This window comes from Terribacillus sp. FSL K6-0262 (assembly GCF_037977385.1).
Lineage (GTDB): Bacteria > Bacillota > Bacilli > Bacillales > Amphibacillaceae > Terribacillus.
In genome coordinates this window covers 601774-616627 of the sequence record NZ_CP150277.1, presented here as the reverse complement: position 1 = coordinate 616627, position 14854 = coordinate 601774, and the positions used below count along the sequence as shown (strand labels likewise).

At 46.3% G+C, this 14854-nt stretch carries 15 protein-coding genes; 12 read left to right on the top strand and 3 right to left on the bottom strand.

From position 1 onward, the window contains the following. Positions 1 to 54 precede the first annotated feature (54 nt). From MHI54_RS03125 to MHI54_RS03110, 4 genes are all read left to right on the top strand, one after another. Positions 55 to 294: an IDEAL domain-containing protein gene (locus MHI54_RS03125; RefSeq protein WP_340082288.1), complete on the top strand. Its 240-nt coding sequence runs from the start codon at positions 55 to 57 to the stop codon at positions 292 to 294. 124 nt (positions 295 to 418) lie between these two features. Then, positions 419 to 1258 carry a M15 family metallopeptidase gene (locus MHI54_RS03120; protein ID WP_340082287.1) on the top strand — a complete coding sequence of 280 codons (840 nt, stop codon included), beginning with the start codon at positions 419 to 421 and terminating at the stop codon, positions 1256 to 1258. 309 nt (positions 1259 to 1567) lie between these two features. Continuing rightward, positions 1568 to 2953 (top strand): class II fumarate hydratase, encoded by a 1386-nt coding sequence (fumC, locus tag MHI54_RS03115; protein ID WP_340082286.1) that lies wholly within the window; start codon positions 1568 to 1570, stop codon positions 2951 to 2953. An 86-nt stretch (positions 2954 to 3039) separates the two neighbouring features. After that, positions 3040 to 3240, top strand: coding sequence for an alpha/beta-type small acid-soluble spore protein (locus MHI54_RS03110; RefSeq protein WP_095216492.1), 201 nt, complete (start codon positions 3040 to 3042; stop codon positions 3238 to 3240). A 47-nt stretch (positions 3241 to 3287) separates the two neighbouring features. Here MHI54_RS03110 and MHI54_RS03105 read toward each other — a convergent pair whose 3' ends face one another. Next, positions 3288 to 4169, bottom strand: coding sequence for a helix-turn-helix domain-containing protein (locus MHI54_RS03105; RefSeq protein ID WP_340082285.1), 882 nt, complete (start codon positions 4167 to 4169; stop codon positions 3288 to 3290). A gap of 112 nt (positions 4170 to 4281) precedes the next feature. Here MHI54_RS03105 and MHI54_RS03100 point away from each other — a divergent pair, with 112 nt between their 5' ends. From MHI54_RS03100 to MHI54_RS03065, 8 genes are all read left to right on the top strand, one after another. Further along, the gene (locus MHI54_RS03100) at positions 4282 to 5388 is read left to right on the top strand and encodes a DUF445 family protein (RefSeq protein WP_158221560.1); all 1107 of its coding nucleotides are present in this window, start codon (positions 4282 to 4284) and stop codon (positions 5386 to 5388) included. A 71-nt stretch (positions 5389 to 5459) separates the two neighbouring features. Then, positions 5460 to 5813 (top strand): YlbF family regulator, encoded by a 354-nt coding sequence (locus MHI54_RS03095; protein ID WP_340082284.1) that lies wholly within the window; start codon positions 5460 to 5462, stop codon positions 5811 to 5813. A gap of 114 nt (positions 5814 to 5927) precedes the next feature. Further along, on the top strand, positions 5928 to 7157 hold the full coding sequence (locus MHI54_RS03090; RefSeq protein ID WP_340082283.1) for a DNA repair exonuclease: 1230 nt from the start codon (positions 5928 to 5930) through the stop codon (positions 7155 to 7157). 2 nt (positions 7158 to 7159) lie between these two features. Further along, positions 7160 to 9967, top strand: a complete 2808-nt coding sequence (locus tag MHI54_RS03085; protein ID WP_340082282.1) for an AAA family ATPase — start codon at positions 7160 to 7162, stop codon at positions 9965 to 9967. An 87-nt stretch (positions 9968 to 10054) separates the two neighbouring features. After that, entirely contained in the window at positions 10055 to 10603 is a 549-nt protein-coding gene (locus MHI54_RS03080) for a GbsR/MarR family transcriptional regulator (RefSeq protein ID WP_095216498.1), read from the top strand. Between the two features lie 68 nt (positions 10604 to 10671). Continuing rightward, positions 10672 to 11619 (top strand): 3'-5' exoribonuclease YhaM, encoded by a 948-nt coding sequence (yhaM, locus tag MHI54_RS03075; protein ID WP_095216499.1) that lies wholly within the window; start codon positions 10672 to 10674, stop codon positions 11617 to 11619. A gap of 40 nt (positions 11620 to 11659) precedes the next feature. Continuing rightward, positions 11660 to 12925 (top strand): MFS transporter, encoded by a 1266-nt coding sequence (locus MHI54_RS03070; RefSeq protein ID WP_340082281.1) that lies wholly within the window; start codon positions 11660 to 11662, stop codon positions 12923 to 12925. Between the two features lie 64 nt (positions 12926 to 12989). After that, a complete protein-coding gene (locus MHI54_RS03065; protein WP_095216501.1) occupies positions 12990 to 13172 on the top strand; it encodes a sporulation YhaL family protein in 183 nt (60 codons plus the stop codon). A gap of 37 nt (positions 13173 to 13209) precedes the next feature. On the opposite strand, the gene MHI54_RS03060 is transcribed toward MHI54_RS03065, so the two are convergent. Continuing rightward, a complete protein-coding gene (locus MHI54_RS03060) occupies positions 13210 to 14088 on the bottom strand; it encodes a peptidylprolyl isomerase (RefSeq protein WP_095216502.1) in 879 nt (292 codons plus the stop codon). 153 nt (positions 14089 to 14241) lie between these two features. Further along, positions 14242 to 14778 (bottom strand): DUF3267 domain-containing protein, encoded by a 537-nt coding sequence (locus tag MHI54_RS03055; RefSeq protein ID WP_158221562.1) that lies wholly within the window; start codon positions 14776 to 14778, stop codon positions 14242 to 14244. Between the last annotated feature and the right edge of the window lie 76 nt (positions 14779 to 14854).

The window sequence follows — 14854 nt, the reverse complement described above, 5'->3', positions numbered from 1 at the left end:
AAATTAATGTTTATCCAGCATAATGGAAAAAAGGAACCCAGGGGGAATCGTTCCATGAAAAAGCATAAAGTTGTCTATCGTCTGCAAAGAACGAAGGGGAAGCGTTCTTATGTGAAAGCAAAGCGGGAGATTTCGTTTGAAGTGAAGCTGGCCACAAGACTTATGCTGGATGAATTTTACTTTACCTGGAACAAGAATAGACTGGAAGCCCAGATCAATGCATGCATCGATAATAAAGATGAGGAACGATTCAGGGAATTGAGTGAAGCTTATCGCCCTTATGTTCTGGAATGATATAATAAAATTACAGGATCTGCCCTGTCATTGGACAAGGCAGGTCTTTTTACGTGCGAAAAAATTTGATAGCTATGCTATAATAGCTTCAAAAAATAAGAAGTGCGAAGAGGAGATTTTAGAAATGAAGCGTTTGATGCTGTTTGCTGTGCTTGGCGCTGTATTAGTCGCAGCAGGATGTCAAAGCGAGCAAACCAGCCAGGAGCAAGATACGAATGAGAATAAGACGGCTGAGAAACAGACAGAAAATCAGCAGGCAGAGCAGAATCAGGAAAAAGAAGGAACCGAAAAGGAACAGACTGCTGATGCAAAGCCTGACCAGCATCAGGTGGAAGCTGATGATGTAGTGGGCACCATCGAAAACCCTGTGACAGTCGATAATCCTGATAGTATCGAGGTTGTCGTGAATAAAACAAGGAAGTTCCCCGATGGCTGGGAACCGAAGGATCTGGTCGAACCGGATGTACCGTTTTATTTTGATGAGCATCTGGAAAAGCGGAAGTTGCGCAAAGAGGCAGCCGAAGCATTGGAAGAGCTGTTTGCCGCTTCCAAGAAAGACGGTATGGAGCTGGTAGCAGCGAGCGGCTATAGATCGGAAGCAAGACAAAAGGAAATATACGAGAATAACGTTGCTACTCAAGGGCAGGAAGAAACGGATAAAGTATCGTCCAGGCCTGGGCGGAGTGAGCACCAGACAGGACTTGCCATCGATTTGACTTCTGCGGAGATGGCGCTTGCTCTGGAAGAAACATTCATCGACACGGATGAAGGGAAATGGCTGGCAGAGCATGCACATGAATATGGATTCATCATCCGCTATCCGGAAGGAAAGTCTGACATTACCGGTTATAGCTATGAACCATGGCATATCCGCTATGTCGGTAAGGATCTTGCAAAACAAATCTATGAAGAAGGATCGACATTGGAGGAGCATTTCCAAATGAAGTCCGATCTTAAGAACTGAAAAAGAGCCACTGTCCAAATGGGCGGTGGCTCCAATTTATGTGATGGGAGGTCACATACATTATTAGCGGCATACTATGCCAGAGACTTACTGGTCCAAATGTGCTTACAATTGCTGCACAAGAAATTGAATAATGATTAACTCACCTTGATTCTAACATATTGTATCCAGGAAAGGTAGCCAAATTATTAAATTTTTTCAAAAATGAAAACATAGCCAACCTTCCGAAGATGAGAGCCGCAAAAAGCTTGATTATTTGTTACAATATAGGTGCCTTATCAAATGAAGATCTAGGAGAGGGGAAGTAAAATGGAATTTCGCATGGAAAAAGATACAATCGGAGAAATCCAAGTTCCTGCAGATAAGTTTTGGGGAGCACAAACGCAGCGCAGCAAGGAGAATTTTCCGATTGGTACAGAAAGAATGCCGAAGGAAATTGTATACGCTTTCGCTTTGCTGAAAAAAAGTGCTGCAAAGGCAAACCATGACTTGGGTTTGCTTGAGAAAGATAAAAGTGACGCTATCGGTTTTGCTGCCGATCGAATCATGAATGGGGAGCTGGATGAGCATTTTCCGCTGGTGGTCTGGCAGACAGGCAGCGGCACGCAATCCAATATGAATGTGAATGAAGTCATTGCTTTTGTCGGAAACAAGTGGCTGGAGGAACAAGGGAAAGAAGCGCGCCTGCATCCGAATGATGATGTGAATAAATCCCAAAGCTCAAACGATACTTACCCGACAGCTTTACATATAGCTGCTATGACACAGCTGGAAGATACCGTGCTGCCTGCCTTGAATAAGCTCAAAACAACAATGAAGGAGAAATCCGAAGCATATCAGGACATCGTGAAAATCGGGCGCACGCACCTCCAGGATGCAACTCCGCTTACGCTTGGACAGGAAATAAGCGGCTGGCATCGCATGCTGGAAAAATCAGAGCAGATGATCAAGACAAGCCTTCCGTATGTGCAGGAATTGGCAATTGGCGGAACAGCAGTCGGGACAGGCTTGAATGCACATCCTGACTTCTCTGAAAAAGTCTGTCATGAATTGTCCGTTGCCACAGGAAAGGAATTCCGATCGGCCGCAAATAAATTCCATGCTCTGACAAGCCATGATGAAATCGTGTATGCGCATGGAGCACTGAAGGGTCTGGCAGCAGATATGATGAAAATAGCCAATGATGTGCGCTGGCTGGCGAGCGGCCCGCGCTGTGGCATCGGCGAAATCGAAATCCCTGCCAATGAACCGGGAAGCTCCATCATGCCTGGTAAAGTGAACCCTACTCAAAGCGAAGCCGTTACAATGGTAGCTGTACAGGTGATGGGGAATGATGCAGCCATCGGTTTTGCAGCCAGCCAAGGGAACTTCGAGCTGAATGTATTCAAACCGGTCATTGCATACAACTTCATTCAATCTGCCCAGCTGCTTGCGGATAGTATGATATCCTTCAATGACCGCTGTGCGATCGGGCTGGAGCCGAATCGAGAAAAAATCGCAAAAAACCTTCAGGATTCTTTGATGCTCGTAACAGCTTTGAACCCGCATATCGGTTATGAAAATGCAGCAAAGATTGCCAAGAAAGCATTCGCTGAGAATACGACCCTGAAAGAAGCTGCGGTGGCAAGCGGATTGCTGACGGAAGAACAATTCGATTCCTATATCAAGCCGGAAGAGATGACCTATCCGAAGTAATGCCATGTTTGACCAGGAGTTCCAATAAGTAATCGTGATAAAAAACACCTTCCTGCCCAAACTAAAGGCATAGGAGGTGAACAAACATGGCGAACAACAATTCAAACCAATTGGTAGTACCAGGCGTACAACAAGCAATCGATCAAATGAAATACGAAATCGCACAAGAGTTCGGAGTGACTCTAGGCGGTAACGAAACTTCTCGTGCTAACGGTTCTGTTGGTGGAGAGATCACGAAACGTCTTGTAGCTTCTGCTCAGTCTCAGCTTAGCGGCGGTCAATTCTAATTTCATATCGATGGCAAGAGAGGCACCCATTCGAGGTGCCTCTTTCTTTATGGAAGATTATGGAGCGCCCAGAAAAGGGCAAAGGCATCCTGGAATTTCCGGATGTCGAGGCCGGTTTTTTCTGTCAGCTTATCCAAGCGGTAATTCAAGCTATTGCGATGTATGTAAAGCTTCTTGGCGGTCAAGGTCAGGTTCTGGTTGCAGGCGAAATACATACGCACTGTCCGCAGCAGCTCGTCATCCTCATCCAGTCCTTGCAAAATGTGCCGCGCGATATTTTCACGATCATTGTCTGGCAGCAGCGCATGTAACAATAGAGGAACAGCTTCCTGAAAATATAGTACATGTTTGGCGGTATGGGAGGGCAATTGCTGGAATGTGGCAAGGAGCCATTCATATTGCTTGGCTGCCTCCTCCACGGAAGGCAGCCAAGGACTGATGAATAGGCGGATGGAAGCTGATAAGTCATACATAAGCATGTCGACGGCTTCTTCATAAAAAATAGGTTCTTTCTGGCGGCTTTCGATTATCACGCCAGTGTGTTTGGTGAACCAAATATAGGCAAGCGGATTATCGGTCAAGTTATCCATTGCCTCCCGGAAGGATGCTGCTTTCGTTTGGCCTTCTATGCTGAAAAAAATGAAGCGGCAGCCGTCCGCATAAAGCTGGCTTTGCATCAATCCATCTGCTTTTGCTTCCCCGTGCAGCAGCTGATACCAAGCTGTATCCGTATTGCTTTCGTTCGGTAAAGTGACGGGTGAACCGATATGATAAAGCAAAGCGAGCTCTCGTTCACTCAGCTTCTCAGCAGGCAGACCGATGGTTTCGCCATCCTCCATTCGGAACCAATGGTATCGATCTGTATCAAGGCCATCAAAACTGTTTGTTTTTACGATACCTGAAATTAGTTTTTCCAGTTCTTCAAGCATGTACATTCTCCTATCCGGACAATCTGTTTCTTTGTGATTGGTGTTATTTGTATTATACTAAAACCGAAGTAAACAGAAAGGTCGATAAAACATGAATAGTGGAGATATTTGGTTGATTTTATCCATGGCGATTATCGGGGCGCTGATTGGCGGAGCCACGAATTACTTGGCTATCAAGATGCTGTTCAAGCCTCATCGCGCCATTTATATAGGAAGATGGCGGCTGCCCTTTACACCAGGATTGATCCCAAAACGCAGGAATGATTTGGCTCGTTCGCTTGGGAAGACTGTAACAGAGCATTTGCTTACCCCTCAAGGGATGCAGGCGAGGTTGATTGACGAAGGCTTCCGGATGAAGGTGAATATATGGGTGAAACGGGAAGTGCTTCGATTCATTCGTTCTGATCGTACACCAAGGCAGCTGCTTTCTGATTTAAATATAACGGTTGATATAAACGATCTGCATGAGAAGACAGCTGGTTTCTTAAGCAGACAGCTTGAAAAGCAGACTGATAAAGAGCTTGGTAGCTTATTGCCGATTGAATTGAAGGAAAAGACAGAGCTGGCAGCCGGGCGGGCTGCTTCTCATATTCAGCAGATGCTGCTTGCTTATGTTGACAGCTATGATGGCCGGCGGAAGATACAGGAGCTGGTTCAGAACTTTCTCCAAGGCAGGGGCTTTTTAGGCAGCATGCTGTCTTCTTTCATGGATCCAAACAGTGCCGTTGACAAGATTCAGCCTGTGATCATGGAATCAATCGGTGCTGAAGGTACTTATCGCTGGCTGCATCAGCTGCTTGCCGGAGAAATGGATAAACTGTTGAGCAAAAAAGTAGGTGAAGTGACCGAAGCAATCGGTGTGGATATGGTGGATGATGCAATCCATCAACTGATAAGGAAGTCGATACCATTTGATGAGCTGCTCGATACACCGATTCATGTGTATATGGAAAATGCAGAGGATAAAGTGGTGGAGGACAAGCTGACAGTACTGGTACGGCGTATTCTCCGTCGCCTCGCTGATCAAGTGCCTGTGATCATGGAGCAATTGGAGCTCTCCAAGATGGTCGAAAAAGAAGTGTCCGGTTTTCCGCTGGAACGAGTCGAGGAGCTTGTTCTGGCCATCTCCAATAAAGAATTCAAGCTGATCACTTATCTTGGTTTCCTGTTGGGGGGCCTCATCGGAATCGTTCAAGGAGTCATTGCGCTCTTTATCTGATGGCTTGAACTATACAGCGTCCTGTCGGTTTGTTATAGTGGAACTTGAGTAAAAATGAGGAGGTACGTACCATGGCTAATATGTACGATCATGCGTATGACTTAGAAAAAGCAATTCGTGAAAGTGAAGAATTCAAAGGCTTGAAAGCCGCTTATGATACGGTAATGAACGATTCATCTTCCAAGCAGATGTTCGAAAACTTCCGTAACATCCAGCTGGAATTGCAGCAAAAACAAATGCAGGGACAGGAAATCACCGAAGAAGAAGTACAAAAAGCACAAAGCGTCGTGCAAGTTGTGCAGCAGAACGAACAGATTGCAAAATTAATGGAGCAGGAACAGCGCTTGAATGTCGCAATCAACGATATCAGCCGCATCATCACGAAGCCTCTGGAAGAGCTTTACGGACAGCCTGACATGCAGTAAGCAGCAGCCTCTTTGCCCATCGGCAAAGAGGTTTTCTTTTGTTCGGAAACCGAACGTGCATTCGTAAGTATGGCGTGCTACTATAGAAAGAAAAGCACATGAAAGGATTATTCTATGCAGCCAAAATTAACATTCATCCATGCTGCCGACCTGCATTTGGATAGTCAAATGGAGGGGCTGACTGCTGCACATCCCGCGATGAAAAAACGTCTGCAGGAGAGCACATTCGAATCCTTGAGAAGGCTGGTACAATGCGCCATCGATAATAGCGTTGATTTCGTCCTGCTTGCAGGGGATATTTTCGATTCCAACAGACAATCCTTAAAAGCGCTCGTTGCTTTGCGGGAAGCTTGCAGGGAGCTGCAAAAGCATCGGATCGAAGTGTATATACAGTATGGCAACCATGATTTTACAGGAAAGCAGCCGATGATGATCTATCCGGAAAATGTACATATTTTCAAGACTGAAAAAGTGGAAACTTTCCTATATGAAAAGAATGGAGAGCCGGCAGCTGCCATTCATGGATTCAGTTATACAACCAGGCATATCAAATCAAGAAAGGCGCAGGATTATAAAGCAAGGGGCACAGGAATATATCAGATTGGAATGCTCCATGGCAGCATTGCCACAGGCAGTGCTGCGGATGTCTATGCACCCTTCGGCATAGATGAATTGAAGCGCACTGGCTTTGATTATTGGGCATTGGGGCATATTCACAAGCGGGAGATATTATCTGAGCAGCCGCCGATTGCCTATCCAGGCAATATCCAGGGCAGGCACCGCAAAGAGGCTGGGGAAAAGGGCTGCTACTTGGTGGAGTTGGAGGGACACACCTGCTCCATGACTTTTGTACCTTTGCAGGACCTGCGATTTGAGGAAGTGGTGTTTGACATGGAGGGAGGCTTGGCATTATATGACGCGGAAAAGGCTTTGATGGAGCTATGCCTGAAATGGGAAAAAGCGTTCGGGGCGGGTGTTCTGCACGTGACCTTCCGAGGGCCGGCCCATCAGGTGGTGGCTTGGGAGCAGGAGGATAGACTGGAAGAGCTGCTTGACATCGTGAATGAACAGCAGCAGAACCTCGGCAGCCAGCTCGTCCTGGCAAGTTATGATATCCAGGCCTCCCTTGACGTGAAGCAGGAGCAATTCCGGCAGCGCAGCGATTTTACAGCTGCATTGCTCAGCACTTCCTTTCAGCCGGATGAGATGAGGGACAGCTTGGAGGAGCTGCTGAGAAATCGTCAGTTCCGTAAAATCAAGCAGTCCTATTCGGAAAGTGAATTGCAGGAGATGCTGGAGGAGGCGAAACAATTGCTGCTTCAGACTTTATTGGAGGTGGAATGAACATGCATATCATTGGTGGACATATATACGATTTTGGTAAACTGCATGATTATACCTTCGATTTTCAAAGCAAGTCGCCGATCATCATTCAAGGGGAAAACGAAGCTGGTAAATCGACATTGAAAGCATTCATCATTTATATATTGTTCGGTATGCGTACACGTGATTTGGAGTCTTTTTTACCAAGGACAGGCGGTACAGCCGGCGGAAGGCTTACGCTTTGGTTTCCTGATGGAGAGGTCATGGTGGAGCGGATCCAGGATCGGCACAATGGGCAGGCTGTATGCTATTCGGAAGGCGAGCAGAAGGATCAGCAATGGCTGAATGAACGGCTTGGAGGTATGGATCTTTCGGTATATCGTCAAGTATTCGTCCTGGATACGGAACAGCTCATTTCCTTGCAGATGACAGATAAGGAGCAGCTCGGTCAAGTCCTGCTGAATGCAGGACAAACAGGTGCAGCTGCAGTGCCCAAGCTGGAGAAACAGCTGCAGCAGGATTTACAGCAGCTGTTTCGTCCCCAGGGAAGAAAGCCGAAAATAAATGCCATGCTGCATGCTTTTGCTGAACAAGAGCGTCTGGTACAGGAGCTGGAGCAAAAAGAGGCGGCTTATCTCCCGGATAAGGAAAAATTACAGGAGATACTGGAAAAGATTGCTGACCTGCAAGCCAGCAAGGTCCAGCTCCGGGGAAAAATCAGTGTCCAAAAGCAAAAATTGCAAGCTATTCCATGGCATAGGAAAGCGGCTTTTGCAGAGGAACAACTGCAGCAGATAGAACCTTCGGCAGTCTTTCCTGCCGAAGGACTGGAGCAGCTGCAGGAAATCCAGCATCAGCTGCAGCCATTGGAGGCACAATATCACGTCCATATAAAAGAATCTGCTGCCCTTCAACAAGAGTTGGAATCAACTGAAAATCAATTGATGAATGATGATGCATACAAAGAGCTGTATGAACAAACAGTCAGAACCGACTGGGAAAGCGTCAAGAAACGCATACAGCAATTGAAGGATGAATCCGCCAACCTGCGGAATCAAATGGCAGGCATTCGTTTGAGCTATCCATATCCAGAAGATTTCTTTTTTGATGCTTATTTGTCGGAAGCGGCCAAAGAATGGCGGCCAATGCAGGAAGAAATGATGATTCTACAAGCAGATAGCGAACGAACCCAGCAGACTATTGCTTCTAAAAGGCAGGAAATAGAAAAGATGGATCATCTTCAGGAACGGATCCAGCAGCGTTTGCTGTCAGAAAAGGAATACCGGGAGCTTCATGGCCAAAAGGATAACCAGCATGCGACTGATCATTTTCGGAGGGGGATTGTATCTCCTGCCAGTCTTTTGCTTGTTTTGGCATTGTTTTTGGGTGGTATCGGCACCATAACGGTAAATTGGATCTTGGTTTCCAGCAGCATTTTGCTGATGGGCGGTGCCGCATTGTTTTGGCATCTTGGCCGAAAATCTTCGGGTTCCTCCTCTTACGAAGAAGAGAAATTGGAAGAGCAGCAGGATTTAAGAATCCGCTGGCGGCAGTTGGAGGAGCAGCGCCATCCAATGGAAATGCAGCTTATGGAATTGCTGCAGGAACAGTCGAATCAGCTGCAGCAAAGAGAAGGTTTGCAGCAGAAAGCGGGTGTATGGAGGGAGCGATTTCCTTTCTTGAAAGAGATTCCGCTGGTCGATTGGCTGCAGGCAACCCAGGAATGGAAGGCAAGGGAGCAGTTGGAGCTTGCGCTTGAAAGGGCAGAACGAGAGCTGTCAGAACAGCAGCATCACTATAAGAAAACCATTTCCAAGCTGCAGCGGATCTTGAATCTGCCGGGTGATTTATCCGCCGAGGCAACGATCGAAGAGGCTGAATACATACTGGGGACACAGCAGAAGCTAAGGCATATGAAGGAGCAGCTGTCAGTTCGCCGGCATGACATCGAGCAGCAGCGATCTGAACTTGAAAAACAGATACAGCCTTTACAGGAACAAAAGGCGCAGTTGCTTTCACGTGCGGGCGCCAAGGATGACAATCAATTCCTGCAGCTAGCTGAGCTGGATCGGAAAAAGAGGCGGCTTACGGAAGAGCTGGAGCACTATCGAATGCAGATCAAAGCGATCCTGCCTGACGGACAGTCTTCGGAGGATGTAATCGAATTCGAGCAGGAAAAAGCGGAGCGGCTGATTGCCAATCTCGAAATGGAGCAGGAGACTCTCGAAGAGGAACTGGATAGATATCGACAGCAAGCAGCGACGCTGCAGGTAAAGCTGGCCGATCTTGAATCGGATACAGAAGCTTCGGTGGCTTACCACGAATTGCAGCGTCAAAAGCAATTGCTGACAGCTGCTGGAAGGAAATGGGCTGTACGTAAGCTTGCTTACGATATGCTGCGACAAACGAAGCGAATCTTCCAGGAAGAAAAACTTCCTATAGTATTGAATGAAGCGGGAAGGATTTTCTCTGAAGTGGCAGATACGTATTCCGCTCTCGCATTGACAGAGGAAGGGAAGCTGATTGTAAAGGATAAGCTTGACAGGAATATCGAGGTTGAACAGCTATCCAGAGGTACAATCGAACAGCTTTATCTTTGTCTGCGGCTTGCGCTTTCCCGGCATCTTGGTGTAAAGGAGAGTTTTCCGCTATTGATCGATGATGCATTCAGCCACACGGATCTTGCCAGGAGGGGACGTTTCTTGCCGATACTCCAAGCTGCTGCAAATGTCCAGCAAATCATTTTATTCACGTGGGAAGAGCCGTCAACCGAATGGTCCCGGGAATTCGAAGTGCTTCAGCTTGAAAAGACACAGAAAACTAGTTCCTGATAGCGTTTTAGCATTCGCAAAAAGACGACAATAATGGTAAACTGATTAAGATAAAAATTGGATTATTGTAAGCTGGAGGGTCGGGCAGTGCCGAGTAATGAAGAAAATTGGGCTAAATATGAGGAAACGATCGAAAAGTTCATACAGGTCATTGCCAAGAATATGAATTTATATGGGATCACCTCATCTGTTGGCCGGCTATATGGTGCGCTGTATTTTGCGGATCGGCCAATGACGCTTGATGATATGAGGGATGCTTTGGAGATGAGTAAAACAAGCATGTCCACAGGTGTCAGAGCGTTGGCAGAAATGAAAATGGTGGAGCCGGCATATAAAAAAGGTATACGCAAGGATCTATATAAATCGGAGGAAGACTGGTACAAATCTTTTACGTCACTCTTCGGGAATAAGTGGGAGAAAAGCACCCAATCGAATTTGGAAGAAGCGGAGGAGACGATCGAGGAACTGAAGCAGTTGAAAGAAGAAGTGGATGATCCCGAACTGGTCGGGAAGATTGATAAAGATATTGACCGCCTGTTATATGCGCGTGATTATTATATGTGGCTGCTGCAGTTCATCAATGTGGTCGAATCAGGAGAGATATTCAAATACGTTCCAAAGCCGCCAAAGAGATAACTGGCGCTGGGAGCATGAAGCCCTTGCTAGCATAGTGAGGGCTGTATTTATGAGGGAGGAGAAAAGCGTTGAAAAAAGGAATCGGATATTTTCAGGTAGGGGATAAATTTGATGGCTTTCTGCTGATCAAACAAGCAGATAAGGCGATTGCCAGTAATGGAAAAGCTTTTTTGACCTTGATACTGGGAGATGATACCGGAGACATCGAAGCGAAGCTATGGGACGCATCACCTGCAGATGAACAGCGATACCAAGCAGATCAAGTGGTTAAAATCCAAGGAGAGGTAAATGCATTCCGCGGCCGCCTGCAGCTTAAAATTCAGGCTATCCGTCTGTCGGAACCAGCGGATGGGGTTCATGCGCATGATTTCGTCAAGCGGGCACCGCTGTCCAAGGAGCAGCTATTGGAAGAATTGACATCATTCATTTTTGAAATGGAAAATCCCAATCTGCAACGGATTACGCGGTATTTTCTATCCAATTATCAGGAGCAGCTGCTCGCTTACCCTGCGGCAGTACGCAATCATCATGAGTTCGTTTCCGGGCTTGCATACCATGTTGTCTCGATGCTGCGGATAGCCCGGGAATTGAAGAATCTTTATCCCGAAATCAATAAGGATTTACTATATGCAGGGATCATCCTTCACGATATCGGTAAATTACGGGAACTATCCGGTGCCACTAATCCTTCTTATACAGTGGAAGGGAAACTGCTCGGCCATATATCCATCATGTCGGATGAAATTGCCAGGGCAGCCCGGGAACTGCAAATAGAGGCGGAGGAAGTGATGATTTTACAGCATATGATCCTCAGCCATCATGGCAAAGGGGAGTGGGGCAGTCCGAAGCCGCCGCTTGTCCGTGAAGCAGAGCTGCTGCATATGATCGATTTGATCGATGCAAAAATGAATACCCTGCAGCGTGTAATGGATAAGGTAGCACCGGGAGATTTCTCGGAACGTGTCTTTTCCTTGGAAAACCGCAGTTTCTATAAGCCTGTATTTGAGCGGGAGTGACTGCTGGAAAGAGAGAAAACAATAGAATAGAGGGAAGTATATGAAATGGAAGGATTGGGATCGGAATCTAAAAATCCGTCTGCTTGGGGAAGCGATGATGAACTTCCTTTTTTGGGCTTACTTCCCGTTCATGACGATTTTCTTCCAGGATGCTTTCGGAAAGGACAGGGCTGGCTGGCTGCTTATGCTATCCCAAGCCCTTTCCGTCCTGGCAAGTCTGGTAGGGGGATATTGCGCTGACCGTTTTGGGAGGAGAAGGATGATGAGCATTGCAGTTGCAGGGCAATCCATCACCTTCCTGGTGTTCGCGTCCGCGAACTCACCATGGCTGACTTCATCAGCCCTGACCTTCCTTGCGTTCAGTTTCCTCGGCATTTGGAGTGCGCTGTATTGGCCGGCATCACACGCAATGGTAGCCGATGTGGTCCAGGAGAAACATCGGGCTTCTGTTTTCGCCGTTTTTTACACTAGTGTGAATATCGCCGTTGTGGTGGGCCCGCTGATCGGCACCGTGTTATTTTACTCATACCGTTTCCAAATGCTGCTGGCAGGCTTTATGCTTACAGCTATATTGTTCATCATCATGCAAATCTTCATCAGGGAAACAGTGCCGGATAAAAGACAAGCAAAAGCTGATCATGCAACATGGTATAAAGCTGTCTGGAAAGAGATGCAGACGTATAGGATCATCGCTCAAGACCGTACATTCCTGCTCTTCATCGTTGCCGGTGTATTGGTTGCCCAAACATTCATGCAGCTGGATATCCTGATTGCTGTATACACGAGCGAAGTCATCACGAATCAGACTGTATTTGCACTCGGGGATTTCCGTATCGAAGTGGATGGCAAACAAGCATTCTCACTTATTCTGGCGCTGAATGGGTTATTGGTTGCCCTATTTACCGTATTTACGACCAAGTTTGTCACGAAATTCCGAATTGCCCGTGTATTCGTGGGCTCCAGCATTGCCTATGCGGCAGGTATTCTTTTGTACGGATTGACGGAAAGCTTCTGGATCTTTGTAGTGGCAATCATCCTTTTTACGATAGGGGAGCTTATGGTAGTCGGTTTACAGGAAAGTTTCGTCGCATCATTGGCAACGGAAGAGAGCAGGGGGCAATACTTTTCTGCTGCAAGTCTGCGCTTCACATTAGGAAAGCTGCTTGCACCGTTAAGTCTGGTTGTCGTCAGTTATGTAAGCTATCAGTTCGCATTCACCATCCTTGCTCTGTTGGCTCTGGTAAGTGCCTTCGTTTATAATATGATGTTCAAGCGCTATCATAAAGAACAGCGTCAAGCCTCCTGATCCGTGTCATGAATCCTTGTCCATCGGCATAGATATTACACAACAAGGACAAGGGGGTATTACAATGCCGGATATTCCATTGTGGGTCATGCTTGCTTTCCTCTGCATGATCGGCAGCGGCTTCATGGCATTCCGGACGCAGAGGCATGATTATCAGGCGGAGCAGCAGTTCATCGAGCGGGAAGGAAATGTGTACATGGAGCGCATCGAGGAAGAAAGAGCCAGACGTGCAGATAAAAAACAATGAAAAAAGACCGAAACAATTGTTTCGGTCTTTTTTATGATCAGCCGGAAGTAGTTGATGTGGAAGTCATATCATCGACCAAATCCTTGTATTGGTCGATCTTGATATCAAAGTCTGCATCCTTCAGGATTTTATTGATTTTTTCCTGCTGTTTAGCGGAGTCTACTTTCTGGATGGCCAGCTCAGTCTTGATTTGGTCGCGTTCTTCATCAAGGGAACCGACTTCTTGTTCTGTATCACGGGTATCATCCAGACGGATGATATGCCAGCCGTAGCTAGTTTCTACAGGATCGCTGATTTCACCTTTTTTCAATTTGTAAGCAGCATCCTCAAAGGCGGAATCCATAGTACCCGCAGTGAACCAATCCAAGGAGCCTTTATTTTCTACCGTTGCAGTGTCTGTGGAATATTCTTCCACGAGCTTGTCCCAATCTTCCCCGTCATCCAGCTTCTGTTTAACTTCTTTCGCTGTATCTTCGTCGGCAACTAAGATATGACTTGCATTCAAATCTGTCTTCATATGTTCATAGCGAGTTTTGATTTCATCATCGGAAACATCGACTCCATCTGCAATCGCTTTTTGTTGAAGAAGGCTTGTTTTCACAGCTTCACGGAAATCGTCTTCATCTGCATAGCCAGCTTGCTGCAGTACAGATTCAAATGAATCCCCATATTGGTCTTTCATTTTTTTCACTTGATCGTCGATCTGTTCTTTATCTACATCATATTTATCGTCAAGGGCCTTTTCCAGAACCATTGTCTGCAGCACTTGTGCTCCGTATTTATCACTTAGTTCCTGATAATAATCTTCTTTGGAAATATCCCCAGCTTTTGATTCTACCACTGTCTCACCGGAACCACATGCTGAAAGTGCGACAACGCTTGTCGCGAATACTGCAGCGATAGCCAATTTCTTCATAAAAACAAACACTCCTAATCCACTTGAAATTTGTATGGCGGCATTTCCACCGTTTCCCTTTAGACAATATATCATATAATAATAGGGAAAAGACAATCAATAATTGTAATTCCACAGTTTTTCCATATGTAAAAACGCTCCGAAGGCGGAGCGTCATTTAACCAGTATATCATAGCTTTTATCTGTCCCTGCAATGATACATTTGCGCGGTGCCTGCAGTAAATTGCATAGGTAAAAGCCATCCGAGAAGGTCATTCCTGCATTGACACTGACAATCAGGATGTAATAGATAGGCATCACATCCATGAAAATGGCTGCAATCAGCAAAGGCAATGTAATCCAGACGGTCGGCATGAGCAAGGAAAGGAACGGAATGCCCCTGCTTGTTTCGGTCCTGACCCTGAATTGCATGATCGGGATGAATTGTCCGATCCAACGCAGTTTATATTCACAGCGCTTCCCGGATATCCAAAAAGGAATCAAATGTGTGATGCTATGGATAAAAGGAAGCAGGTATATGGAAATCAATGATAGCAATAAATCTGTTTCGTCGATTTTTATTTTTGGATGGATCAGCGTCAGCATCGGATATAAAATGATGAACACCAGTATTCCGATCATCGTCGAGATTAGATTAATCCGATTGGCACCGAGATCTTTCTTCACATCGACACTTCTCCAGCAATTCATGGCCATGGCTCCCTTCTGTAGGCATGAATTTAGGGTGAGCTTTTCTTCACTTAAGAGATATTAGTACGTTTGATCG